Consider the following 24,981-nt stretch of genomic DNA (forward strand, 5'->3'; position numbering starts at 1 on the left):
AATCGGGGGATCCACCCTTAGGCTGTCGATTCATGAATGCCCCCGCTTTAGCCCCCTCCCTGCGCCGTCCGGTGCCCCAGGCCTGTCTCGATGCGCTGGCCGCCCGTTTCGGCGACCGCCTGTCGCTGAACGCGTCCGTGCGGGAACACCACGGCCGCGACGAATCCCCCTATCCGGCCGTGCCGCCCGACGCCGTGGTGTTCGCCGAGAGCACCGATGACGTGGTGGCGGCGGTCCAGGCCTGCGCCGCGCATGGCGTGCCGCTGATCGCCTACGGGTCGGGTTCGTCGCTGGAAGGGCATGTGCTGGCGATCGAAGGTGGTATCACGCTGGACGTGTCCCGCATGAACCGGGTCCTGTCGGTCAATCCCGACGACCTGACCGTTACCGTGCAGGCCGGCGTCACGCGCAAGCAGCTCAACAACGAGATCCGCGATACCGGACTGTTCTTCCCCATCGACCCCGGCGCGGACGCTTCGCTGGGCGGCATGGCCGCCACGCGGGCGTCCGGGACCAACGCGGTGCGCTACGGCACCATGCGCGACAACATCGTGTCCCTGACGGTGGTCACGGCCCAGGGCAAGGTCATCCGCACGGCTCGGCGCGCCAAGAAGTCCTCGGCCGGCTACGACCTGACCCGCCTTTTCATCGGCAGCGAAGGCACGCTGGGCCTCATCACCGAGGTCACGGTGCGCCTGTATCCCCAGCCCGAGGCGGTCTCGGCGGCGGTCTGCAACTTCCCCAGCGTGGACGCGGCCGTGGCGGCGGTCATCCAGACCATACAGATGGGCGTCCCGGTCGCCCGGGTCGAACTGCTGGACACCGCCACCGTCCGCGCGCTGAATCTCTACAGCAAGCTGACCCTGCGCGAGACGCCGCTGCTGCTGTTCGAGTTCCACGGCAGCCCGGCGGGGGTCGAAGAGCAGGCCACGACGGTGCAGGAGATCACGCGCGAGCACGGCGGCATGGATTTCGAATGGGCCGTGCATCCCGAGGACCGCAACCGCCTCTGGGCCGCGCGCCACAATGCGTATTTCGCGACCCTGCAATTGCGTCCCGGTGCCCGCGCCTCCAGCACCGACGTCTGCGTGCCGATTTCCCGGCTGGCCGACTGCATCCGGGAAACCAACGCCGACCTGGCCCAGGCCAGCTTCCCGACCTGCGTGGTCGGACACGTGGGCGACGGCAACTTCCACGTGCAGATGCTGCTGGACCCGGACAGCCAGGCCGAATGGGCCGAAGCCGAGACCATCAACCGCCGCATGGTCCGGCGCGCGCTGGACATGGACGGCACCTGCACCGGCGAACACGGGGTGGGCCTGCACAAGATGCAGTTCCTGGCCGAGGAACATGGCGAGGACGCGCTGGCGCTGATGCGGCAGGTGAAGCAGGCCTTCGACCCTTTGAATATCCTCAATCCCGGGAAGATATTGCCCCCCCCTACGCGCTGACGCGCGCCCCCCAGGGGGCCGACGGCGGTGGACCGGCGGAGCCGGATCCACCGTGTCGTGGTCTGGGTGGGGTTGTCTTGGTGCGGAGCACCGCATTCTTGCTTTGATCCTGGGCGCTGCGGATCCGGCTTTGCCGGTCCGCCAGCGCCGCCCCAAGGCGGGTCCCGGCCCCCTTGGGGGGCTGCCGCGTAGCGGCTGGGGGCCCACCACTCTGGGCGCCCGAAGGGCGTAGGGGGGGGTAATCCCACTATTGGGGAAAGCGGGGGCACGCTATCTTCAGAAGTTACTGGAGATGTGCATGAACGCCCCAACAGAAATCGGGCTGGACCCGATCGCGACCGAGCGCCAGGTAGAGGTGGTGCAGGCATTGCGCGATGTGCTTCCCAACTACTGCGTGCTGTTCAGGGAAGAGGACACGCGTCCTTACGAGTGCGACGGCCTGTCGCTGTTTCGCCAGGTACCCATGGTCGTGGTGCTGCCGGAAACCGAAGAGCAGGTGCGGCAGGTCCTGCGGTTGTGCAAGCGGATGGGCGTGCCGGTGGTGGCGCGCGGCGCGGGCACCGGGCTGTCGGGCGGGGCGACGCCGCATGCCGAGGGCGTGCTGCTGGGGCTGGCGAAGTTCAACCGCATCATCCAGGTCGACCCCGAGGCGCGCCAGGCGGTGGTGCAGCCGGGCGTGCGCAACCTGGCCATCTCCGAGGCCGCGGCGCCCCACGGGCTCTACTACGCGCCCGATCCCTCCAGCCAGATCGCCTGCACCATAGGCGGCAACGTGGCCGAGAACTCGGGCGGCGTGCATTGCCTGAAGTACGGCCTGACCGTGCACAACGTGCTGGCGGCGCGCGTGGTCACGATGGACGGCGAGGTGCTGGAGCTCGGTTCGTCGGCGCTGGACGAACCCGGCCTGGACTTGCTGTCCATCATCGTCGGCTCCGAGGGCATGCTGGGCATCGTGACCGAGGTCACGGTCAGGCTCATCCCGCGTCCGGCCGTGGCGCGGGTGGTCATGGCCAGTTTCGCGTCGGTCGAGGCGGCCGGCGATGCGGTGGCCCGGGTCATCGCCGCCGGCATCATTCCCGCCGGGCTCGAGATGATGGACCGGCGCGCCGTGCACATGGTGGAGCCCTTCGTGTGCGCGGGCTACGACCTCGACGCCGAGGCCATTCTGCTGTGCGAATCGGACGGCACCGAAGAGGAAGTGGCCGACGAGATCTGCCGGATCGAATCGCTGTTCGCCCAGTGCGGCGCGACGCGCCTGCAGGTTTCCTGTTCCGAGGCCGAGCGGCTGCTGTTCTGGGCCGGCCGCAAGAATGCGTTTCCGGCGGCGGGCCGGATTTCTCCCGACTATTACTGCATGGACGGAACCATCCCGCGCCGCTGCCTGGGGCGCGTGCTGTCGGCCATTGCCGAGATGGAGCACAAGTACGGCCTGCGCTGCGCGAACGTGTTCCATGCGGGCGATGGCAACCTGCATCCGCTCATCCTGTTCGATGCCAATGACATCGACGAGGTCGAGCGGGCTGAGCGCTTCGGCGCCGAGATCCTGGAGCTGTGCGTGGAGGTCGGCGGCACCATCACCGGCGAGCATGGGGTGGGGGCCGAGAAGATCGACCAGATGTGCGTGCAGTTCGCGCGCGAGGAACTGGACGTCTTCTTCGGCATCAAGCACGCCTTCGACGCGACCGGCCTGCTCAATCCCGGCAAGGCCATCCCGACGCTGGCCCGGTGCAACGAATACGGACGCCGGCATGTGCACCGCGATGCCATCCGTTTTCCCGAAATCCCCCGCTTCTGATTCCCATCCATGGACGTTCTGTTATCCGATCTTCGCGCCCGCGTGCTGATGGCCCATGTGGGCCGCAAGTCGCTGTACATCCGCGGCGGCGGCACCAAAGGCTTCTACGGGCTGCCGGTGGACCACGATGCCGTGCTCGACCTGTCGCCCTACGCGGGGGTCATCGACTACCAGCCCAGTGAGCTGGTGCTGAGCGCCAGGGCGGGTACACCCCTTGCGCAAGTGGAGGAGATGCTGGCGGAGCAGGGGCAGATGCTGGCCTTCGAGCCGCCGCATTTCTCGGACGGCGCGACGCTGGGCGGCTGCATCGCGACGGCGCTGGCCGGGCCGCGCCGGGCCAGCGCCGGTTCGGTCGGCGATTTCGTGCTGGGCGTGCGCCTGCTGGATGCGCAGGGGCGCGTGCTGCGTTTCGGCGGCGAAGTCATGAAGAACGTGGCGGGCTACGACGTATCCCGCCTCGTGGCCGGTTCGCTGGGCACGCTGGGCGCGATCCTGGAAGTGTCGTTGAAGGTGCTGCCCCGGCCCGCCTGCGAGACCACCCTGCGTTTCGAGCTGGACGAGGCCACGGCGCTGCGCCGGATGAATGCCTGGGGCGGCCAGGCGCTGCCCATCAGCGCCACGGCCTGGAGCGGCGGCGACGGTGCCGGGTGCCTGACCGTCCGCCTGTCCGGCGCCGGCGCCGCGATCGCCGCGGCGCGCGCGGCGCTGGGCGGCGAGGCGTTGGCGGACGACGAGGCCGGGGCATGGTGGCGGTCGCTGCGCGACCATACGCATCCCTTCCTGGCCGCGCGCACTCTGTGGCGCTTGTCGGTGCCTTCGGTGACCCGGCCGCTGGGCCTGGGCCCCACGCTGATCGAATGGGGCGGCGCGCAGCGGTGGCTGTGCGGCCCGCAGCCCGCCCAGCGCGTGCGCCAGGCGGCCGCGATGGCGGGCGGGCATGCCACGCTGTTCCGCGCCGTGTCGGTGGACGAGGCGCGGGCGTCGGGCGTGTTCCATCCGCTGTCGACGCCCGTGGCCGCCATCCATCGGCGCCTGAAGAACGAATTCGATCCGGAAGGGGTGTTCAACCCCGGCCGCATGTATCCCGACCTCTAGACACGAACCACCCATTCCATGCAGACACGGTTGACGGAGTCGATCAAGGACACCCCCGATGGCAGGCAGGCCGAGGCCATCCTGCGCAAGTGCGTGCATTGCGGGTTCTGTACCGCCACCTGCCCCACCTATCAGGTGCTGGGCGACGAGCTGGACAGCCCGCGCGGCCGCATCTACCTGATCAAGCAGATGCTGGAGGGCGGCGAGGTCACGGCCAGCACCCAGCTGCATCTGGACCGCTGCCTGACCTGCCGCAATTGCGAGACGACCTGTCCGTCCGGCGTGGAGTACGGGCACCTGATCGACATCGGTCGCCGCATGGTCGAGACGCGCGTGGAAAGGGCGCCCGGCGACCAGCTCAAGCGCGCGGTGCTGGGCCGGACGATGGCCACGCCGGCCTTCGGACTGGCCATGAGGCTGGGGCAGGCGCTGCGCCCGCTGCTGCCGTCCGCGCTGGCGGCCAAGGTGCCGCCGCGGCGGCCGGCGGGTCCGGTGCCGCGGCGCCGCCACGAGCGCCAGGTGCTGATGCTGGCGGGCTGCGTGCAGCCGTCCATGATGCCGGCCATCGATGCGGCCACCCTGCGCGTGCTCGATGCCGTGGGGATCTCGGCCTTGGTCGCGGCGGGGTCGGGCTGCTGCGGGGCGGCGCGTTTCCACCTGAACCAGCAGGCGGCGGCGCTGGCGCAGATGCGCGCCAACATCGACGCCTGGTGGGCCGACATCGACGCCGGCCGGATCGAGGCCATCGTGATGAACGCCTCGGGCTGCGGCGCCACGGTGCGCGAATATGCGCACCACCTGCGCGACGACCCGGCCTATGCCGGCCGGGCGGCGCGGGTGTCGGGCATGGTGCGCGACATCGCGGAGATCCTGGCGCCGCACGCTGGCGAACTCGCGCCGCGACTGGCCGGCCGGCTGGCCGCGCGGCCGGTCTTCCATCCGCCGTGCACGATCCAGCATTGGCAGGGTTTGAGGCCGCTGGTCGAACGCCTGCTGGCGGACCTGGGCTTCGCGCTCCGGCCGTTCGCCGAAAGCCATCTATGCTGCGGATCGGCGGGAACCTACTCGGTGCTGCAGCCGGAAATAGCCGGCGAACTGCGCGACCGCAAGCTGGCCGAGCTGGACAAGGCCGATCCCGATCTGATCCTGTCGGCAAACGTCGGCTGCCTGGCGCATCTGCAAGGCGGCACGGCGACCCCGGTCATGCACTGGGTAGAAGCGGTCGACGCCGCGTTGTCCGGCAAGCGGGTCAACGGCTAGCGGGCCGCGCCCACATCAGCCGCAGCTCGTCCAGCAGCTTGACGGCCGGCTGGGGAAGAATGCCCTTGGTGCGGCGGAACACCATCAACCGGCGTTGCAGGACCACGCCGGGGATGGACAGGGCGTCCACCAGCCCGGCGCCGCGCTCGGCCTCGAACATGGGGTGCGGCATCCAGCTCAGGAAACCGGCGTGGGCCACCATGCTCTTGATGGCGATGATGGAGCGCGTCTCCACCACGATGTCGGGCGGAGGCAGGCCGCGCGAGGTGAACAGGTGCATGAGTTCGTCGAACGGCGCCGTGCCGCGCGGCGGCAGCACCCATTTGTGGCCCTGCGTGTCTTCCAGCCGCAGCCGCGCGCGCTTGCGCAGCGGATGCGTGGACGCGGCGATGATCTGGCTGGTGTCGTGCCATTCGCAGTCGGGGATCACGCAGATGTCGGTCGTGTCCGGCATCGACACGCCGATGACGAGATCGATGTCGTGGGTCAGCAGCGCGTCGGTCAGCAGATCGCCCACGCCTTCGACCAGGTGCACCTGCAGGTTCGGCCACTGGGCCAGCACGCGCCCGATGGCCATGGGCAGCACGAGGCTGACCGCGCTGGCCACCGCGCCGACGCGTATGGTGCCGCGCGAGAGGCCGCGCAGCGCGTCGATTTCCTCGGTGGCCTGTTCGGCCTCGCGCTGCAGCAGCGTGGCGTGGGGCAGCAGGGCCTGGCCGAAGCTGGTCAGCATCATGCCGGTCGCGTAGCGCTCGAACAGCGGGGCGCCGATCTGGTCCTCCAGCCGGCGGATGGTGCGGCTCAGGGCGGGCTGGGTGATGTTGAGCGTTTGCGCCGCCCGGCCCAGCGTGCCGTGCTGGACCACGGCCAGGAAGGCGTTGAGCTGGCGTATGTCGAAGGTCATGCCAAAAGGTAATGACTTTTTCCTGAAAAAGCAATGTTCAGGCAAGGGTGTGCTCGCCATACTCTCGGGATTCGCCGGGCCCCAGCCCGCACCCACCCCTCCGCGGAGACGACCCCCATGACCACCGTCCGCGAAGCCGTGCTCGACCTGCTGCGCGCCTTCGACATGACCACCATCTTCGGCAACCCGGGATCCACCGAGCTGCCGCTCTTCCTGGATTTTCCCAGCGACTTCGACTACGTGCTGGGACTGCACGAAGGCGTGGTGGTCGCCATGGCCGACGGCTACGCGCAGGCCCGCCGCAACGCCTCGTTCATCAACCTGCATTCGGCGGCCGGCGTGGGCAATGCCATGGGCACCATCTTCACCGCCTACAAGAACCGCACGCCGCTGGTCATCACCGCCGGCCAGCAGTCGCGCTCCATCCTGCCCTTCGATCCCTTCCTGCATTCGGCGCAGGCCACCGAATTGCCCAAGCCCTACGTGAAATGGAGCTGCGAGCCGGCGCGGGCCGAGGACGTCCCGCTGGCGATCGCGCGCGGCTACTACATCGCCATGCAGCCGCCCTGCGGCCCGGTGCTGATCTCGGTGCCGGCGGACGACTGGTCGCGTGAATGCGAGCCGGTTCAGGCGCGCCGGGTCGGCAAGCTGCTGCGGCCCGATCCCGATGTCATGACCGAGATCGCCGGCGCGCTGGACGCGGCCCGCCGTCCGGCCTTCGTCATCGGTGCGGCCGTCGACCGCGACGGTGCCTGGGACGACGTGCTGCAACTGGCCGAGCGCCACAAGGCCGGCGTATGGGTCGCGCCCATGTCGGGCCGCTGCGGCTTTCCCGAGGACCATCGCCAGTTCATGGGCTTCCTGCCCGCCATCCGCGAGAAGATCGTCTCGATGCTGGGCGGCTACGACTGCATCTTCGTGATCGGCGCGCCTGCCTTCACCTATCACGTCGAGGGCTTCGGGCCGCACCTGCCGTCCGGCGCGAAGCTGGTCCAGCTCACCGACGATCCGCAGGTCGCGGCCTGGGCGCCGGTGGGCACCGCGGCGGTGGGCAGCATCAGCCTGGGCGTGCGCGAACTGCTGGCACGGACGTCGCCGCCCGTCCGCGAACTGCCGGCCCCGCGGGCGCCGCTGCCGCGCGCCGAGCCGTCCTCGCCCATGTCGGTCGCGTACGTGCTGCAGACGCTGGCCGAGGTGCGCGATCCCGCCTCCATCGTGGTCGAGGAATCGCCCAGCGCGCGGCCGGTCATGCACAAGTACCTGCCCATGCTGCAAAGCGAAACCTTCTACACCATGTGCAGCGGCGGCCTGGGCTACAGCATGCCGGCCGCCGTGGGCGTCGCGCTGGCCAAGCCGCAGAGCAAGGTCATCGGCCTGATCGGCGACGGCTCCAGCATGTACTCCATCCAGGCGCTGTGGACCGCGGCGCAGCTCAAGCTGCCGATCACCTTCGTGATCCTGAACAACCGGCGCTATGCTGCCCTGACGGAGTTCGCCCCCACCTTCGGCTTCAAGCCCGAGGATCCGCTTGCCGGCACCGACCTGCCCGATCTCGACTTCGTGTCGCTGGCGCGCGGGCATGCCTGCCAGGGCATCCGGGTGTCGGATCCCGCCAGGCTGGCCGATGTGCTGCGCGAAGCGCTGGCATCGCCGGTGCCCATCCTGGTGGACGTGGAAATCGCCTGATTCCGCCGTCACTATCCCCATTCTTCCAGAGCAGGAGACTGACATGAAAACCCTGACCATGCTGATCGACGGCCAATCCGCCGAGGCCTCCGGCAAGGCCACCTTCGAGCGCCGCAATCCGCTCGACGGCTCGGTCGCGACCCGGGCACCGGCCGCGGCTCCCGAGGACATGACCAAGGCGGTCGACGCCGCCGCGCGCGCGTTCACGAGCTGGCGCGAGACCGGCCCGGGCGAGCGCCGGGCGCTGCTGCTCAAGGCCGCCCAGGCGCTCGAAGCCAAGGGGCCGGCCTTCATCGAGGCGATGGCCGCCGAGACCGGCGCATCGGCCATGTGGGCCGGCTTCAACGTGCACCTGGCGGCCGGCATGCTGCAGGAGGCCGCGGCGCTGACCACGCAGATCAGCGGCGAGGTCATCCCGTCCGACGTGCCGGGCAGCCTGGCCATGGCCGTGCGCCAGGCTGCCGGCGTGGTGCTGGGCATCGCGCCGTGGAACGCGCCCGTGATCCTGGGCGTGCGGTCGCTGGCCGTGCCGCTGGCCTGCGGCAACACGGTCGTGTTCAAGGGCTCCGAAGTGTGTCCCGCCACGCATGGCCTGATCGTCGAGGCGCTGAACGAAGCAGGCTTTCCCGCGGGGGTGGTCAACTTCGTCACCAACGCCCCGGCGGACGCGGGCGCGGTGGTCGAGGCTGCCATCTCGCACCCCGCCGTGCGCCGGGTGAACTTCACCGGTTCGACCCGCGTGGGCAAGATCATCGCGCAGACCTGCGCCAAGTATCTCAAGCCCGTCGTGCTGGAGCTGGGCGGCAAGGCGCCGCTGGTGATCCTGGACGACGCCGACCTGGACGCCGCGGTCAGCGCGGCCGCCTTCGGCGCCTTCGCCAACTCGGGCCAGATCTGCATGTCCACCGAGCGCATCGTCGTCGACGAGAAGATCGCCGACGAATTCGTCGCGCGCTTCGGCGCCAAGGCCAAGTCGCTGCCGCTGCAGGATCCGCGCAAGGGACCCGCGGTCCTGGGGTCGGTGGTCGACATGGCCACCGTCGAACGCTGCAACGCCATGATCGACGACGCGCTGGCCAAGGGCGCGGTGCTGGTGTGCGGCGGCAAGGCCGAGAACACGCTCATGCCCGCCACCATCCTCGATCGCGTCACGCCCGACATGCGCATCTACGGCGAAGAATCCTTCGGGCCGGTCAAGGCGGTGGTGCGGGTCGATGGCGTCGAGGCCGCCATCGCCAGCGCGAACGATACCGAGTACGGCCTGTCCTCGGCCGTGTTCGGGCGCGACGTGGCGCGCGCCATGCAGGTGGCGCGGCGCATCGAATCGGGCATCTGCCACGTCAACGGCCCCACCGTGCACGACGAGGCGCAGATGCCGTTCGGCGGCGTCAAGGCCAGCGGCATCGGACGTTTCGGCGGCAGCGCCGGCATCCATGAGTTCACCGAGCTGCGCTGGATCACCGTGCAGACCACGCCTCGCCACTATCCGTTCTGATCGCCCCGCGCCGGCCGTCCGCTGCGGTCGGGCGAGGCGCGGGCATCCGTGTTCGTTCATGACAAAACAGGAGACAGACATGAACCGTCAAGCAGGCAAAGCGGCCCTCGCGGCCAGATGGAGCGCGCTCGCGCTGGGATGCGCGGTGGCCTTCGGCGCCATGGCGCAGTCCTATCCGACCAAGCCCGTGAAGGTCGTGGTCAACTTCCCGCCGGGCGGTGCCGCCGACCAGATCGCGCGCGCCATCACCGGCCCCCTGCAAGAGGTGCTGGGCCAGCCCGTGGTGGTCGAGAACAAGGGCGGGGCGGGCGGGAACATCGGCGGCGAGGCGGTGGCCCGCTCGGCGCCCGACGGCTATACCCTGCTGATGAGCTCCGGCGGCATGGTGTCGGTTAATCCGTACATCTATCCCAAGATGTCCTTCGACCCCATCAAGGATCTCGCGCCCGTGGCCGCGGCCGCCAAGGTCAAGGTGTTCCTGGTGGTCAAGCCGGGCAAGCTGCCCACCGACGTCAAGTCGTTCATCGACTACCTGAAGGCCAATCCCGGCAAGCTGACCTACGGCACGCCGGGCAACGGCAGCTCGCCCCACCTGGCCGCGGAAATGTTCCAGAGCCAGGCCGGCGTGAGCGCCGTCCATGTCCCGTACCGCGGCGCGGCGCCCGCGCTGGTGGACCTGCTGGCCGGGCAGATCGACTTCGCCTTCGACCCGGGCATCGCCATGCAGCACGTGAAATCGGGCAAGCTCAACATGCTGGCCGTGGGCAGCCTGACGCGCTCGCCCATGTTTCCCGACGTGCCCACGCTGGACGAGGCCGGCCTGAAGGGCTTCGATGCCGATACCGTGTTCGGGTTCTACGCGCCCGCCGGCACGCCCAAGGACATCGTCGCCAAGCTCAATACCGAGATCAACAAGATCGTGAGCACGCCCGCCTTCCGCGAGCGCCTGGTGGCCCTGGGCGGCGACCCCGCGCCGATGACGCCCGAGCAGTTCCACGAGCGTGCCGAATACGATGCCAAGCGCTTCGGCGCCATCATCCGGGACCGCAAGATCGTCGGCGATTGACCGCCTCTTCCGCGCCCGGCCTGGCCGGGCGCGGCGGTGGCGGCACCTCGGTGGGAATGGATCTTCTTGATTATTAAATAAGAACAAGTATCATTATCATTAAGATCCATAAAAGCGGGGCGGGCGATTCTCCATGGATGCCGTCAACACTTCACCGTCGCCTCAGTCCATATCGACGCTGTACAGCGAGAACCAGCGGTGGCTACAGGACTGGCTGCGGCGCAAGCTGGGCGATACGCACATGGCCGCCGATTTCGCCCAGGACACCTTCCTGCGGATACTGGCGGGCGTGGCTAAAGGGCAGTTGCCGGTGCTGCATGAACCGCGCCACTACCTCGTCACCATCGCCAATCGCGTCATGGTCGACCATTTCCGGCGCCAGGCGCTGGAGCGGGCGTGGCTGGACGCGCTGGCGCTTGCTCCCGAACCCGTCCAGTTCTCGCCCGAGACGCAACTGGCCGCGATCGAAACGCTGTGCGAGATCGACGCGATGCTGCAAGGGTTGGGCGCGAAGCCGCGGCAAGCCTTCCTGATGTCGCAGCTCGAGGGACTGGGCTATGCCGAGATCGCCCTGCGCCTGGAGGTCACGGTAAGTTCCGTCAAGAAGTACATGGCTCGTGCAACGGAGCAATGCCTGCTCTTCCTGGTGCGGGCGGGCGAGTTCTCCACGTGACGGCGGCCGGCCCGGCGGGTGCCGTTTCCGCCCCTCGTCTGCTGGCGCTGCGCGAAGCCGCGCAATGGCATGCGCAATTGTGCGCGGAACCGCCGGATGCCGCGCAGCGCGAACGATGGGCCCAATGGCACGATGGCAATGCCGACAACAAGTGGGCCTGGGACCAGCTCGAACGGCTGCAACGCCGGTTGGGCAGCGTGCCGGGCAAGATGTCGGCGGCGGCGCTGGACCTGGCCGGATCGCGGGCAGGCAGCCGCCGAGCCATGCTGCGGGGCCTGGGCGGGCTGGCCATGCTTGGCGGGGGACTGCTGGTGGCCCGGCAGCCGGTGTTTTCCAGCGCCGACTATCAGGCGGCCAAGGGCGAGATCCTCCCCCTCGTGCTCGAGGACGGCACGCGTCTGGTCCTCGACAGCCAGGCCGCCGTCGACGTCCGTTTCGACGCTAGCCAGCGCCTGGTCTGGCTGCGGACCGGCAACGTGCTGGTCGAAACGGCCGCCGATCCGGCGCGGCGTCCGTTCCGGGTCGGGACCCTCCATGGCCTGGCAACGTCGGTCGGGACACGCTACACCGTCCGGCTGGAGGCGCGCGCCACGCGGGTCGCCGTGCTCGAACATGCGGTCCTGCTGCATCCCGCCCGGGCGTCCGCGCCGGCGCGCCTGATCCACGCGGGGCAGGAGGCCGTCATGTCGGAGCGGGAAGTCCAGGCAGTGGCCCGGGCCGATCCCGCGCGAGCGCTGTGGGCCAAGGGCGTGCTGGTCGTTTCCGACTGGCCGCTGGGCGATGTGGTCGCGGAGCTGGCCCGTTACCGCCCCGGTTGGCTGGGCTGTGATCCGGCCGTCGCCGGCTATCGGGTCTCCGGCTCGTTTCCCCTGAAAGACAGCGATGCCGCGCTGGCCGCCCTGCGGCGCACCTTTCCGGTGGAGGTCCGGCGCCGGACCCGCTATTGGACGCGGATCGTCCGTCGCTAGCGGGCCGCGGCCTTTTTTTCCGGGTGATTGTCCTTTTGGGCGCGTTCGTTCGACTCCCTATCAGGAGCACGTATTTCACGAACGTCTTGGCGAAAGGATGACCATGTTGCAGGGCCGCGCGTGCGCGTTCCGGCGCACTCTCGCGCGTCGGTTGTTGTGGAGCTTGATGCTGGCGGCCAGCCTGCCGGCGATGATGCCGACGGGCACCGCCGTGGCGGCCGAGGCGCGCCACTACGAGGTGCCGGCCGGACCGCTGGGGGCGGCGCTCAGCCAGTTCGCGGGCATGGCGGGCGTGGTGCTGTCGTTCGATGCCTCCTGGCTGGCCGGCATGCGCAGCCCCGGGCTGCGCGGAATGTTCACGGTGCAGCAGGGCTTCAACACCTTGCTGGAGGCCAGCGGCTTCGAGGCCGTCCATGACGCGGGCATCTATTCCCTGCGGCGCAGCTCGATCGGCCAATCGATGTTGCCGACCATCACGGTCGAGGGCACGCGCGACCAGGATCCCAAGGACGAGGCCTACCGGACCGCCGGTTCTCGCAGCGTGCTGACCCGCGAAGACATCGAGCGCAATCGCGGCACGTCGGTGGGCGACATCTTCCGCGACACGCCCGGCGTGCTGGTGGGCGAGCTTCGCAACAGCGGCGGACTGGACATCAACATCCGCGGCATGCAGGGGCAGGGCAGGGTGCCCGTCCTGGTGGACGGCGCCCGCCAGGAAACCACGGTATACCGGGGATACTCCGGCGCGGTCTCGCGCAGCTACATCGATCCCGACCTGATCGGCGGCATCCAGATCGACAAGGGCCCGACCCTGTCGGCCGAAGGCACCGGCGCCACCGGCGGGCTGGTCAGCATGCGGACCATCAAGGCCGAAGACATCGTGCGGCCCGGCCAGGATTTCGGCCTGCGCGTGCGCGGGCAGGCCATCGGCAACAACAGCGGCTCGCCCGTGGCGGCCGATACGCCGGCCGGGCTGTATACCGGCGGCACGCTGGGCGTTGCGCCGGTCTACCGCGCCGATTGCGTGACGGCCGCCGCCTGCTCCGGGCGATACGCCCTGCCCGAGGAATGGGGCAACCCCGAGGGGCTGGACCGGCCCGGCACCTTCCGGCCCAGGAGCTATGCCGGCAGCCTGGCCATCGCCAAGCGCTGGGAGAAATTCGATCTGGTCGCGGCCTATGCGCAACGCGAGCAAGGCAATTACTACGCCGGCGCGCACGGCCCCTCGGCGTGGGTCGATGTTTCGAACCGGCGCAAATTGCCGTTCTATACCGAGGTTCGCCCCGAGGTCCGCGGGGCCTCGTATTTCCAGGCCGGCGAGCGCATTCCCGGCACCAACTACGAAAGCAGGTCCGCGCTGCTCAAGGGCACCGTCTACCTGCCGCAGGACCAGGAGCTCGAACTGAGCTACCTGCGCTATCGCAGCGTGTACAGCGAGATCATGCCTTCGCAGATCGTCCGTTTCGCCAACTTCGCGCCGATCACGCAGCCACGCAACAGCGACGTCACCGTCGACACCTACAGCAGCCGCTACCACTGGAATCCGGCCGGCATGCCCCTGCTGGACCTGCGCGCCAATCTTTGGCACACCCGCACTCGCGCCACCAACAACAGCCCCAGCGCGATCCAGCCCGATCTCTACAACAACGAGCGCGAGAAATACCGGCGCTGGGGGCTGACCCTGGAGAACACCTCCAGCCTGGATCATCGCGCCTGGGGCGAAAGCCAGTTGCGCTATGGCGTGGCCGGACAATGGGAGGATGTCGGCACCACGCCCCTGGCGCCGGACTTCCGGGGACTTGCGGGGCGGCAGGGCAGCCGCGACGAATACAGCGCGTTCGTGGCCTGGCTGTACAAGCCCGTGGAAACGGTGGCCCTGGACGTGGGCGTGCGCCATACCCGTTTCAAGTCGCATGACGACAAGCCCATCACGGTCCATGACCCGCAGAGCCCGAACTGCGTGGATGCCAATGGCGATGGCGCCTGCGATCCGCTGCCCAACCGCAACAAGCAAAGCGGCACCGCGCCGGTCATCAGCCTGAGCTGGGAGCCGGGCAAGCACGGCCTGCAGTTCTACGGCCGTTATGCCGAGGCCTACCGCATGCCCAGCCTGTTCGAGAGCACCTCCGGCTTTTCGTTCGATGCCACGTCCGACGTCATCCTCAAGCCCGAACACACCAGGAGCAAGGAAGTCGGCGTCAACTATCTCAAGGACGGCATCCTGGCTGGCCACGACAGATTGCGCCTGAAGCTGGCCTACTTTCGCAACCACACCAAGGACTACCTGACGCGTACGACTCCCAACCTGTGGGAAGAGGGCGGCGCGGGCGGCGAGCTGAGCCAGGCCTCCAACTTCACCATGCGCAACATCGACAGCGCGACCTTCAACGGGCTGGAGTTGTCGGGTTCGTACGACCTGGGCGTGGTGTTCACGCAATTCGGCGCCACCAAATACAACAAGATCGAGATCTGCCATACCGGCAGCTATCGGGCTGAGCGCTGCAACGACTACGGTATCGCCGGCAGCTACATCAACAACATGGTGCCGCCCAAGTGGCACGGCAGCATCACCCTGGGGGCGCGCCTGCTGGACTACCGGCTCGTACTGGGCGTGCGCGGCACCTTCATGGGCCGGCGCACCAATGCGCCGCAATACAACGACGACACCCAGCGCAGCTTCCTTTCCATCGTGCCCTGGCATGCCTACCGGGTGTTCGACCTGTTCGCCAGCTACCGGGTCAACGATCGCGTCAGCATCGATTTCAACCTCGACAACATCACCGACCGCTATTACCTCGACGCCCTGAGCCTGGGACTGATCCCCGCCCCGGGTCGCACGGCGCGAGTCAGCGTGACCTTGAGGTATTGAGACCTTGGATATTCCATTCAACCACCAGAGGGTTCCACAGCCATGATTCTTTCCTTGCGCAACCTCAGGGCGGGGCTGGCGGGCATCGCCGTCATGCTGCTTGCCGCATGCGGCGGTGGAGATGGCGGCGGCGCCGGCTCCGGCACCGCGCGGCCCACCGCCATCGCCACCGCCGACCGGACCAGGGTGCCCATCGGCACGGCCGTCACGCTCGACGGCAGCGCCAGCACCACGCCCAATGGCGGCACGCTGAGCTATGCGTGGACCTTGTCGGCCAAACCCGAGGGCAGCGGCGCGGTATTGTCCAACAAGGCCAGCGCCAGGCCGACCTTGACCCCGGACCTGCCGGGCGACTACGCGGCCGACCTGATCGTCAGCGACGGCACGTCCAGCGGCAGCGCGCGCGTGACCATCACGGCGACCAGCGTCAATCCGCTGGCAGTGGCCATTCCCGCGGAACAGACGGTATTACGCGGCGCCACCGTCGTGCTGGACGGCAGCCACAGCCTCGCGCCCACCGGCGCGGCCGTGGGCGAGCTGCGGTATCAATGGACCCTGGTCGAGCAACCCGACAATGAGCTGATCACCGCCCTGAGAGACGCGACCAGCGCGAAGGCGGGTTTCCTTGCCGACCGGGTCGGCATCTACCGCGCCAGTCTCGTCGTGCGCCATGGAGACAAGACCAGCGAGCCGGCCGACGTCAGGATCACCGTCAATACCGGCAACAGCCTGCCGGTCGTTTCCATCACCGCGCCGGCGGATGCCGCGTACGACCGCAACGGCTACCTGGTCTTTGCCGGCACGCTGCGCCGGCCCGTGGTGCTCGACGGCAGCGGCAGCAAGGATCCCGACGGCGATGCGCTGGGCTACCGCTGGCGTTTCCCGACCACCGCCGCCATTCCGGTCGGCAGCAAGGCCACGATCGCCAATGCCGATAGCGCCAAGGCCGAATTCGTTCCCGACGTCGTCGGCAAGTACACCTTCGACTTCATGGCGTACGACGGACACGCCGCCACCACGCAGCGCGTGATCGTGAACGTCGCGAAAGCCGCGGACGATACCGTCAATACCGCTCCGGTGGCCGGCATCTCGGGCACCGGCGAATGCGAGCTCGGCGGAACCTCCATCTACTACCCCTATTGCACGATTGCCGCCTATGCCTCCCACGATCCTGAAGGCGATCCGCTGACCTACCAGTGGACCTACTGGAACCAGGCCACCCCGGGCGAGCGGCTGACGTCGACGGCCAGCTCCGTGGTGCTGGATGGCAGCAAGACGGGCAACTGGCGGTTCGAGCTCGTCGTCAGCGACGGCAAGCTGGACAGCGCGGTCGCGGACTATGCGCTCAGCATCAAGACGGGCGCCAATGTCGCACCGGTGGCCAGCGCCAAGGTGGACGTGGCCAAGATCCTGGTCGGCCAGACCATCACCTTCGACGGCAGTGCCAGCTCCGACAAGAACGGCGACCAGCTTTTCTACACCTGGACCCTGGAGCGCCCGGCCGGCAGCAGCGCCGTGCTGACCCAGAGCCAGAACGATCCCACCGCCAGCGTGGTGGCCGATAAGCCCGGTCCGTACATCGCCTTTCTGCAGGTCAAGGATTCCAAGGGAGCGATCAGCAACCGGGTGGGGGCGACGACCAGCGCCAGCGCCTTCGCCAAGGTGGGCAACAACCCGCCGGTACTGACGCGCCTTTCGCTTCAGAATCACTACATCTGGTATCCGAACGGCAATGGCGGCCTGGACAGCGGAACCACGCCGGGCCAACCGGTGATCGCCGAGTCCGCCCCGATGTTTCTTACCTCGAACGTCCAATACATGTTCGACCCGGATCAGGACTCGCCGCTGTACTACGACATTTCTGTCATCAAGCAGCCCGAAGGCGCCAATTTCCCTTCCTATTCGTGCTCGACGGCCGCCGGGGAAAAGTGCCACCCCAATGGAAACGGCTTCGACCTTACTGTGCCCGGCGATTACGTGGTGGAGGCAAGGATCAGCGACGGGGTCGCCGTTTCCGACCCCAAACGCGTAGCTTTCACGGTCATCAAGGGACGTGAGAACTACCCGACGCTACTGTTGGAGCGGCTCCTGGCCAATGACCGCGATTCGGACGTGGAAGGCAACATCCAGTTGTTCTTTCCCTTCACGGCCGCCGCGAATGCGCGCTTCAGCAATGTCCAGCCGGTGGAAAGCGGCGCTACGTCATTGGCCGTCGAACGCTTTCGCCTGACGGCCTTCGACCGCGACTACACCATCGTGGACCTGGGCACGTCCTCGGTGGTCGAGGGCTATCAGCCCGTCTTCAACGGTCTTCGGAACAACCAGGTGATTCGCAAGGGCGACTCGGTGGAGTTTTCCCTGGAGCGTCCGCCCATCGCCAATGAAGCACAGCTCCATGCCGCATGGACGGCGTTGGGCAATACGGCCGAGGGCAATGCGGAGGGAGCGCGCCTGCAAAAGATCGTGGATGCCTATCAGTTCACGTGGTCCTTCCGGGTTGCGGAAAAGGAAGGCTACACCTTGCATCGGGGGCCGCTCAATTGAACGTTCGCGGCCGACTGGGGAGGCCGCGGCCCGGCGGGCGCCGGGCCGCCTGTCCGCGGCATTCCGCCACGGGCGTCCCGTGTGCCTGGCACACATCCAAGGAGTGATGATCATGAAGCAAGCACTGATTGCACTGGCCATTCTCGCCGTCTCCGGCGCGGCACAGGCGCAGACCTACGAGGTCGTGAGCGACAAGGCGGGCGTGGTGAATCTCGTCAACCTCGGACCCACCACCGTGGGTGGATTCCATGGCCCGATCGGCGCGCCGGGCATCGCGGCCGCCGGCACCAGCGACTACATCAGCCTGCAAAGCATCGAGTCGTTCACCCACGTCTCCGCGCTGGACCAGACCCTGGCCGGCACCAGCACCAACTGGGTCTTCACCTACCATCAGTTGGCGCCCGGCTTCATCCATACCGAGCCGGAACACGAGGGAGAGGAACCGCTGGCGGTCGGCCTGGACGGCATCAAGATTCCCGGCCTGGCCAAGAGCGTCTACTTCGGCATCGCCAGCGCGGATTCCGCCACGCCCGGCCTGGTCGACCACCAGGCGTGGTACGTGGGCGACAAGAAGGACCGCGTCCTGCCGTCGTCGTCGACCGACTATGTAGGCGTGGCCCTGGTGGCCACCCCGAGCACCGCCGTCAACGCACCGAGCGTCCTGCCTGGCCAGTTGACGGTGTCGTCGGGCGCCACATCCATTTCGGGGCAATTCACCGCGGGGAGCGGCACGGGCAAGAAAACGCTGGAAATCGCCGCTACCGGCGGCGCGGTTTTCAGCGGGACTGCCAAGTACTACGTGGGCACGACCGCTCCGGGCGCGACGAACGGCACCAGCCAGGGCCAATTCTTCGGTGATGCCGGCGCGAACGCCAGCGCGCTGGCCGGGGTTGCCAGCGGCACCTATCTCGGCACGGGCTATGTCGCTTCTTTCGGCGCGCGCCAGAAGTAAGCGGCGCCCGTCTTTCCTGATGTCCACCAAAAAAGAAACCGCCGCCTGAGACGTTGGCGCGTGGTTTCTCCAGGCCCCGCTTTCCTTTCGGATGGGGCCTGGTCGACTGGTATCGCGCCGGCCCCATGACCGTTTCATTTCCTCGCTTTCTCCGCTGGACCGCCTGGCTGTGGTGCCTGGGCCTGGGCTCCGCCTGGGCCCAGCAGGACACGGCTGACCGGCTCTGGCAGGGTGCCGAGCAGCAATCCCGGCAAATCCGCCGCCAGGCCGCGCCGTCCCGTCCCGATGGCCAGGGAGGCTGGGTCCACGAGTCCATGCTGTCGGCCTGGCAGGTTCCCGAAGCCCGGGTAGGGCAGCTTACGCTCGCGATCCTGAACGCCGTCAATCAGCACGACTGGTTCGGCGCGGACCGGCTGCTGCGCCAGTACCAACAGGTTCCCAGGCACGATCCGGCACTGTTCACGTTCGTCGAGGCCAGCCGCCTGGCGGCCCAGGGCGATCATGCCGACGCCATCGACCGCTACCGCCAGGTGCTGCAGGCAAACCCCTTGTTTACCCGAGGCGACCTGGACCTGGCACGCGTGCTGTTCATCGACAATCGCCTGCGCGATGCGCAGGCGATCTTCCAGCGGCTGCAGGCCCGGCCGCTTCCGCCGGAAATCGAGCGGCACGTCGCCGACTATCTGGCGGCCATCGAGCAGCGCACGCGCATGCGGATCACGCTGTCCCTGTCGGCGGTACGCGAGGACAATCTGAACAATGCTTCGACGATCGTGGACCCGTGCGCCCTGCGGTTCCTGGACGCATGCTTCGAGAACGTGCCGGGCCGCAAGGCCGCCGACACCGGCGCCTATTTCGAAGGCACCGTCAACAAGCTATGGCCGCTGGCGGGCAACCACGCCTTCATGCTGCGCAGCCTCAACTATGGCAACCGCTACCGGAACGAAGACGATTACGGCAACCTCGCATCGACCACTTACTTCGGTTACCAGTACGGGTCGGCGCGCAATCAGTTCCAGTTCCTGCCGCTGTTCGAATACGACCGCGAAGGCGGGCATAAGGCCTATCACGCCTTTGGTTTTCGAACCAGCATCAGCCGGCAGGTCAGCCCGCGCGCGATGCTCGAAGCCAGCTACGAATATAAGCATCGCCATTTTGCGCAGCGGCTGGAGAGCCTGCAAGGCGACTTTCGCAGCATAGGGCTGTTCGGGCAGTACGCCGTCCGCCCCGATCTTCTGGTGTACGGCAGCCTGTCCTGGCGCGAGAGCGAGGCGAACCTCGGCATCTTCGCCTACCGCGAAAAGAGCGCGCGTCTGGGAATCTACAAATCGTTCGGCGGCAAGGTGGCGGTCAACATGGCCTACGGCTACCGCCAGCGGCAGGCGGACGAGGCCGTCGCGCTATTCGGGAAGCGCCAGCGAGACCACGAGGGCAGCCTGTACGTGAGCGTGTCGCTGCCGGGCTACGCCTGGCAGGGGATGACGCCCACCATGAGCTACGAGTACCGCAAGAATCGCAGCAGCATCCCGCACCTTCATACCTACGAGAAGAACCGCCTCACGCTGGGCTTCACCAAGGTTTTCTGACGATGCTTCAACACCCTTTAACGGAATCCCCAACATGAAGATCCAACTCCGACACCTGCTTTTCCCGTGTCTGCTGCCCGTGCTGCTGGGCGGCTGCCTGTCCACCGCCCACGTTCGCGCCGTGCCGGACGAAAAGCGTCCGCAGGTTATCAGCCATGCCGAAGGCCTGGAGCGCGACCGGCAGGCCATCCTGGCGATGGTGGGCGAGTACCGGGTCGGCTTCAATTTCGAGGAAAGCGATCCCGCGCCTGGCTACGAGCCCAAGCGGCGCTACCGCAGCGGCGCCTACGAGATGGTGCTGGTGGCCGAGGACCAGGGCGACCGCATCGTGCTCCAGCACCTGCTGGTGCATCGCACCGCCGGCTTCGTGGTCAAGCACTGGCGGCAGGACTGGCACTACCAGGCGCCGGCGCGGCTGGAGTTCACCGAGAACCAGACCTGGCGCCTGCGTCCCATCGATCCGGCCATCACCAAGGGAGCCTGGACGCAGTGCGTCTACGAGGTCAGCGATGCGCCGCGCTACTGCGGCACCGGCAAGTGGACCTACGAGAACGACATTCCGACGTGGACCTCGGATGCCGGGTGGCGGCCGCTGCCGAGGCGCGAATATACCCGGCGCGCCGACTACAACGCGTTGGGCATCGTCAACACGCACCGCATCACGGCCGAGGGCTGGCTGCACGAACAGGCCAATCGCAAGGTGGTGCGCGAAGGCGAGCGGGAACGCGCAACACTGGTGCGCGAGACCGGCGTCAACGACTACCGCCGCATTACCGGCTTCAACTTCCGCAGCGGCCAGGTCTATTGGGACAACACTTCGGACTACTGGCGCCGCATCCGTGCCGAGTGGAGCCGGCGCATCGCCCTGGGGCAGGGGGTCAGGCTGAACTATCCGGTCGATGGCATGAAGATGATCATGAGCATGTACATCCAGTCCCAGCAGGCGTACAACGGCGTCGCGATCGGCGACGCCGACATCCGCGAGCTGTTCGATCCGTGGGTGTCGGCACCCTAGTCGGGGGCAGGGGCGCGGGGCGCCCGTCCGTTCAGGCGTACAGGCGCTCGCGCTCTTCGCCGCGGACCACGCGCAGGCGGCTGGCCGCCACGCCGGCGTTCAATTCGCGCACGCTGGCGTGCAGCCGGTCGGCGATCTCCGCCGAGAGCTGGTAGCCGGTCACGGCGTCGCCCGAGATCTGCGCATCGGCGGCAAACACCGCGCTCAGGATATGGCGCGCGCCCAGCGCGTTCAGCACGGGCCGCAGGGCATAGTCCACGGCCAGCAGATGAGCCGGCGAGCCTCCCGTGGCCAGCGGCAGGACGACCTTGCCCTGTAGCGCGGTCTGGGGAAGCAGGTCCAGGAAGGTCTTCAGGATCCCGCTGTAGGCTGCCTTGTAGATGGGCGTGGCGATGACCACGGCATCGGCCGAAGCCAGGGACCGGAGCGCGGCGGCGATGCGGGTATCGGCGGTGTCGGCCGCCAGCAGGGCCTGGGCGGGCAGGTCGCGTACGTTCAGCGAGCGGATCGCGTAGCCCGCCTGTTGCAGGTGCGCGTCCAGGGTCCGGGCCAGCAGGGTCGAACGCGAGACGGCCGAGGGGCTGCCGGTAATGGTCAGGATCGAGTACATGGCGGGCTGCTGAATGTCGAGGCTGTCACCATAAGCCCGCGCCCGCCGGAACCCAACCAAGAAATTCGCATTTGCTCAGAAGCTGAACGCACAAGCGGCGCGTTCACATCTGCTCACGAACCGAACCATCCGCTTGCGATGCCCGGCTTGTGTCCGTCCCGCGGCGCTCATATCTTCCGGTTATTGGCTTATGTGGAAAACGCCGATGGATCTCGTCGTCGCCACCCGCGACGGGCTGTATTGCCCGCCCGGTCGCTTCCATATCGATCCGTGGCGCCCCGTCGAGCGGGCGGTGATCACCCATGCCCACGCCGATCATGCCCGCCCGGGGCACGGCGCCTACCTGGCCGCCGCGGCGGGAGAACAGGTGTTGCGCATCCGGCTGGGCGACATCCCGCTGCAGACACTGGAATATGGGCGGGCGGTGGAGCTGGACGGGGTCAAGGTATCGCTGCATCCCGCCGGCCACGTACTGGGTTCGGCCCAGGTACGCATCGAGTACCGCGGCGAGGTCTGGGTGGCCTCGGGCGACTACAAGCTCGAGGCCGACCCGACCTGCGCGCCCTTCGAACCGGTGCGCTGCCATGTCTTCATCACCGAGTCGACCTTCGGCCTGCCCATCTATCGCTGGCCTGGCCGCGAGGCGCTGTTCGGCGAGGTGAACGACTGGTGGCGGCGGAACGCCCAGGCGGGGCGCGCCTCGGTGCTGTTCTGCTACGCCTTTGGCAAGGCGCAGCGCATCCTGGCCAGCGTGGACCCTGCCATCGGACCTGTCGTCGCGCATGGCGCCGTGGCCGCCATCGACGACGGCTATCGCCGTAGCGGCGTCCGGCTGCCGCCCGCCTTGCGCATGGCCGATGTCGCCAACAAGTCCACGCTGCGGCAGGCGCTGGTGCTGGCGCCGCCTTCGGCCCAGGGTTCGCCCTGGATCAAGCGTTTCGGCGACCATTCCGACGGCTACGCCAGCGGCTGGATGCGGGTGCGGGGCAACCAGCGGCGCAAGGGCGTGGACCGTGGCTTCGTGCTGTCCGACCATGCGGACTGGCCTGCCCTGCAGCGTGCCGTCGACGCCACCGGAGCGCAGCGGGTTTTCGTTACCCATGGCAGCGCGCATGCCATGGTGCGCTGGCTGCGCGAGCGCGGCCTGGATGCGGAGACGTTCGCTACCGAGTACGGCGATGAAGACGACGGCGACACCGGCGATCTCGTGGCAGGGGCGGACGAAACATGAAGGCCTTCGTCGATCTTTATGTCGCGCTCGAGGCCACGACCTCCAGTCTGGGCAAGCGCGCGGCCATGCTCGACTATCTGCGCCAGGCGCCGCCGGCCGATGCCGCCTGGGCGGTGTATTTCCTGGCGGGCGGCAAGCCGCGGCAACTGGTGCCGGCCAAGCTGTTGAAGGACTACGCGCGCGAGGCCGCCGGCATTCCCGAATGGCTGTTCGAGGAAAGCTACCAGGCCGTGGGAGACCTGGCCGAGACCATCGCCTTGCTGCTGCCCGACACGCCGCATGCCGACGATGCCAGCCTGGCCGCATGGATGGAGCACAGTCTGCTGCCGTTGCGCGGCATGGATCCCGGACCCTTGAAGCCCCGCTTGCTGGAGGCCTGGGGCCGGCTCGACACGCGCGGCCGGCTGGTTTTCACCAAGCTCATTACCGGCAGTTTCCGCGTGGGAGTGTCGCGGCTGCTGGTGACGCGCGTCCTGGCCGAGCTGGCCGGGGTGGATGCCAAGGAGGTCGCCCAGCGCATGGTGGGCTATACCGATCTGAACGCGCGGCCGTCGGCCCAGGGCTATCTGGCCCTGATCGCCGCCGAGGCGCCGGCTGGCCGCCAGGAAAGCGGAATGCCGTATCCGTTCTTCCTTGCCCATTCCTTGCAGGCGGACATCGCGGATTTCGATCGCCTGCTGGGGCCGGCGGCCGATTGGCTGGTGGAGTGGAAGTGGGACGGCATCCGGGCGCAACTGGTGCGGCGCGCGAGTGGAGCGTGGCTGTGGTCGCGCGGCGAGGAGCTGGTCAGCGACCGTTTCCCCGAGCTGCTCCAGGCCGCGGCGGCCTTGCCTGAAGGAACCGTATTGGACGGCGAGATCGTCGTCCGCAAGGAGGGCAGGGTGCAGCCCTTCGCGCAATTGCAGCAGCGGATAGGCCGCAAGACGCTGACGCCGCGAATCCTGCGCGACGTACCCGTGGCGCTGCTGGCCTACGACCTGCTGGAACGGGAGGGCCAGGACTGGCGCGCCCGGCCCCAGCGCGAGCGGCGCGCCGCGCTGGACGCGCTGCTGGCCGCCGCGGGAGTTCCCGTGTTGCTGCCCAGTCCGCTGCTTGGGGAAAGTTCCTGGGAAGACTACGCCCGGCTGCGCGAGAGTTCGCGCGAGCGCGGCGTGGAAGGCATGATGCTCAAGCAGGCCGGCGGCAGCTACGGCGTGGGGCGCAGCAAGGACGTGGGGCTGTGGTGGAAGTGGAAGGTGGACCCCTATTCGATCGACGCCGTGCTGATCTACGCCCAGAAGGGGCACGGCCGCCGCGCCAGCCTGTACACCGACTACACCTTCGCCGTCTGGGATGCGCCGCCGGGGACGCCCGGGCGCGGGCTGGTGCCGTTCGCCAAGGCTTATTCCGGCCTGACCGACGACGAGATCCGCCAGGTGGATGCCGTCGTGCGCAAGACCACGCAGGAAACCTTCGGACCGGTCCGCAGCGTGCTGCCTACCCTGGTATTCGAATTGGGGTTCGAAGGGATCGCGCGCAGCGCGCGCCACAAGAGCGGCATCGCCGTGCGCTTTCCGCGCATGTTGCGCTGGCGGCAGGACAAGCCGGTGGAGGAGGCCGACACGCTGGAAACGCTGTCCGCGCTGCTGCCCTCGGCGCCGGCCGGGACGTGATGCCCGGGGGCTCATTCCAGGGAGCCATAAGCGTCTGCCCAAAAATTCGTTGACCGAACCAGGCGCCGCGCATAACCTAATCCTGAATCGCACAGGTTGTCCATATTGCGAACAATTGATCGAGGATGC

Annotated in this window: 18 protein-coding genes; 16 read left to right on the plus strand and 2 right to left on the minus strand. The window is 68.0% G+C overall.

Features of this window, described 5'->3' with window-relative positions; genetic code table 11:
* Nucleotides 1–32: 32 nt before the first annotated feature.
* The 4 genes from WKR98_RS11580 (at nt 33) to glcF (ending at nt 5,601) form a co-directional block, all read left to right on the plus strand.
* Nucleotides 33–1,451 (plus strand): FAD-binding oxidoreductase, encoded by a 1,419-nt coding sequence (locus WKR98_RS11580; protein WP_341433126.1) that lies wholly within the window; start codon nt 33–35, stop codon nt 1,449–1,451.
* Nucleotides 1,452–1,749: 298 nt separating this feature from the next.
* A complete protein-coding gene (locus tag WKR98_RS11585; protein WP_341433128.1) occupies nt 1,750–3,246 on the plus strand; it encodes an FAD-linked oxidase C-terminal domain-containing protein in 1,497 nt (498 codons plus the stop codon).
* 9 nt (nt 3,247–3,255) lie between these two features.
* Complete coding sequence (gene glcE / locus WKR98_RS11590; protein WP_341433130.1) at nt 3,256–4,341, plus strand: glycolate oxidase subunit GlcE; 1,086 nt, start codon at nt 3,256–3,258, stop codon at nt 4,339–4,341.
* An 18-nt stretch (nt 4,342–4,359) separates the two neighbouring features.
* The gene (gene glcF, locus WKR98_RS11595; protein ID WP_341433131.1) at nt 4,360–5,601 is read left to right on the plus strand and encodes a glycolate oxidase subunit GlcF; all 1,242 of its coding nucleotides are present in this window, start codon (nt 4,360–4,362) and stop codon (nt 5,599–5,601) included.
* On the opposite strand, the gene WKR98_RS11600 is transcribed toward glcF, so the two are convergent.
* Nucleotides 5,591–6,505, minus strand: a complete 915-nt coding sequence (locus tag WKR98_RS11600; RefSeq protein ID WP_341433133.1) for a LysR family transcriptional regulator — start codon at nt 6,503–6,505, stop codon at nt 5,591–5,593. The genes glcF and WKR98_RS11600 overlap by 11 nt on opposite strands.
* Before the next feature lie 117 nt (nt 6,506–6,622).
* On the opposite strand from WKR98_RS11600, the gene mdlC reads away from it, so the two are divergent.
* The 10 genes from mdlC to WKR98_RS11650 all read left to right on the plus strand — a co-directional run bounded on the left by mdlC (nt 6,623) and on the right by WKR98_RS11650 (nt 21,359).
* Nucleotides 6,623–8,191, plus strand: coding sequence for a benzoylformate decarboxylase (mdlC, locus tag WKR98_RS11605; RefSeq protein WP_238160311.1), 1,569 nt, complete (start codon nt 6,623–6,625; stop codon nt 8,189–8,191).
* 43 nt (nt 8,192–8,234) lie between these two features.
* Entirely contained in the window at nt 8,235–9,686 is a 1,452-nt protein-coding gene (locus tag WKR98_RS11610; RefSeq protein ID WP_341433136.1) for an aldehyde dehydrogenase, read from the plus strand.
* A gap of 79 nt (nt 9,687–9,765) precedes the next feature.
* Nucleotides 9,766–10,752 (plus strand): Bug family tripartite tricarboxylate transporter substrate binding protein, encoded by a 987-nt coding sequence (locus tag WKR98_RS11615; RefSeq protein ID WP_341433138.1) that lies wholly within the window; start codon nt 9,766–9,768, stop codon nt 10,750–10,752.
* Nucleotides 10,753–10,885: 133 nt separating this feature from the next.
* Nucleotides 10,886–11,425 (plus strand): sigma-70 family RNA polymerase sigma factor, encoded by a 540-nt coding sequence (locus WKR98_RS11620; protein WP_124688240.1) that lies wholly within the window; start codon nt 10,886–10,888, stop codon nt 11,423–11,425.
* Nucleotides 11,422–12,393 (plus strand): FecR domain-containing protein, encoded by a 972-nt coding sequence (locus tag WKR98_RS11625; protein ID WP_341433140.1) that lies wholly within the window; start codon nt 11,422–11,424, stop codon nt 12,391–12,393. The genes WKR98_RS11620 and WKR98_RS11625 overlap by 4 nt, the downstream gene beginning before the upstream one ends.
* A 97-nt stretch (nt 12,394–12,490) precedes the next feature.
* Entirely contained in the window at nt 12,491–15,262 is a 2,772-nt protein-coding gene (locus WKR98_RS11630) for a TonB-dependent receptor (RefSeq protein ID WP_341433142.1), read from the plus strand.
* A gap of 42 nt (nt 15,263–15,304) precedes the next feature.
* On the plus strand, nt 15,305–17,806 hold the full coding sequence (locus WKR98_RS11635; protein ID WP_341433144.1) for a PKD domain-containing protein: 2,502 nt from the start codon (nt 15,305–15,307) through the stop codon (nt 17,804–17,806).
* Between the two features lie 112 nt (nt 17,807–17,918).
* Nucleotides 17,919–18,758: a hypothetical protein gene (locus WKR98_RS11640; RefSeq protein ID WP_124688243.1), complete on the plus strand. Its 840-nt coding sequence runs from the start codon at nt 17,919–17,921 to the stop codon at nt 18,756–18,758.
* 125 nt (nt 18,759–18,883) lie between these two features.
* Nucleotides 18,884–20,344, plus strand: coding sequence for a porin family protein (locus WKR98_RS11645; protein ID WP_124688244.1), 1,461 nt, complete (start codon nt 18,884–18,886; stop codon nt 20,342–20,344).
* Nucleotides 20,345–20,378: 34 nt separating this feature from the next.
* A complete protein-coding gene (locus WKR98_RS11650; RefSeq protein WP_202865594.1) occupies nt 20,379–21,359 on the plus strand; it encodes a DUF6607 family protein in 981 nt (326 codons plus the stop codon).
* 31 nt (nt 21,360–21,390) lie between these two features.
* On the opposite strand, the gene ssuE is transcribed toward WKR98_RS11650, so the two are convergent.
* On the minus strand, nt 21,391–21,969 hold the full coding sequence (ssuE, locus tag WKR98_RS11655) for an NADPH-dependent FMN reductase (RefSeq protein WP_341433149.1): 579 nt from the start codon (nt 21,967–21,969) through the stop codon (nt 21,391–21,393).
* 205 nt (nt 21,970–22,174) lie between these two features.
* On the opposite strand from ssuE, the gene WKR98_RS11660 reads away from it, so the two are divergent.
* Together WKR98_RS11660 and WKR98_RS11665 are read left to right on the plus strand one after the other, a co-directional pair.
* Nucleotides 22,175–23,200, plus strand: a complete 1,026-nt coding sequence (locus tag WKR98_RS11660; protein ID WP_341433150.1) for a ligase-associated DNA damage response exonuclease — start codon at nt 22,175–22,177, stop codon at nt 23,198–23,200.
* Entirely contained in the window at nt 23,197–24,852 is a 1,656-nt protein-coding gene (locus WKR98_RS11665) for an ATP-dependent DNA ligase (protein ID WP_341433151.1), read from the plus strand. The genes WKR98_RS11660 and WKR98_RS11665 overlap by 4 nt, the downstream gene beginning before the upstream one ends.
* The last annotated feature ends 129 nt before the right edge of the window (nt 24,853–24,981 follow it).

The organism is Pigmentiphaga sp. YJ18, assembly GCF_038066655.1.
Lineage (GTDB): Bacteria > Pseudomonadota > Gammaproteobacteria > Burkholderiales > Burkholderiaceae_B > Pigmentiphaga.

Coding starts and splice junctions, on each gene's coding strand:
- glcF (WP_341433131.1), top strand. CDS start 4,360: ATGCAGACACGGTTGACGGAGTCGATCAAGGACACCCCCGATGGCAGG.
- WKR98_RS11600 (WP_341433133.1), bottom strand. CDS start 6,505: ATGACCTTCGACATACGCCAGCTCAACGCCTTCCTGGCCGTGGTCCAG.
- WKR98_RS11615 (WP_341433138.1), top strand. CDS start 9,766: ATGAACCGTCAAGCAGGCAAAGCGGCCCTCGCGGCCAGATGGAGCGCG.
- WKR98_RS11630 (WP_341433142.1), top strand. CDS start 12,491: ATGACCATGTTGCAGGGCCGCGCGTGCGCGTTCCGGCGCACTCTCGCG.
- ssuE (WP_341433149.1), bottom strand. CDS start 21,969: ATGTACTCGATCCTGACCATTACCGGCAGCCCCTCGGCCGTCTCGCGT.
- glcE (WP_341433130.1), top strand. CDS start 3,256: ATGGACGTTCTGTTATCCGATCTTCGCGCCCGCGTGCTGATGGCCCAT.
- mdlC (WP_238160311.1), top strand. CDS start 6,623: ATGACCACCGTCCGCGAAGCCGTGCTCGACCTGCTGCGCGCCTTCGAC.
- WKR98_RS11645 (WP_124688244.1), top strand. CDS start 18,884: ATGACCGTTTCATTTCCTCGCTTTCTCCGCTGGACCGCCTGGCTGTGG.
- WKR98_RS11635 (WP_341433144.1), top strand. CDS start 15,305: ATGATTCTTTCCTTGCGCAACCTCAGGGCGGGGCTGGCGGGCATCGCC.
- WKR98_RS11620 (WP_124688240.1), top strand. CDS start 10,886: ATGGATGCCGTCAACACTTCACCGTCGCCTCAGTCCATATCGACGCTG.
- WKR98_RS11640 (WP_124688243.1), top strand. CDS start 17,919: ATGAAGCAAGCACTGATTGCACTGGCCATTCTCGCCGTCTCCGGCGCG.
- WKR98_RS11610 (WP_341433136.1), top strand. CDS start 8,235: ATGAAAACCCTGACCATGCTGATCGACGGCCAATCCGCCGAGGCCTCC.
- WKR98_RS11585 (WP_341433128.1), top strand. CDS start 1,750: ATGAACGCCCCAACAGAAATCGGGCTGGACCCGATCGCGACCGAGCGC.
- WKR98_RS11665 (WP_341433151.1), top strand. CDS start 23,197: ATGAAGGCCTTCGTCGATCTTTATGTCGCGCTCGAGGCCACGACCTCC.
- WKR98_RS11580 (WP_341433126.1), top strand. CDS start 33: ATGAATGCCCCCGCTTTAGCCCCCTCCCTGCGCCGTCCGGTGCCCCAG.
- WKR98_RS11660 (WP_341433150.1), top strand. CDS start 22,175: ATGGATCTCGTCGTCGCCACCCGCGACGGGCTGTATTGCCCGCCCGGT.
- WKR98_RS11650 (WP_202865594.1), top strand. CDS start 20,379: ATGAAGATCCAACTCCGACACCTGCTTTTCCCGTGTCTGCTGCCCGTG.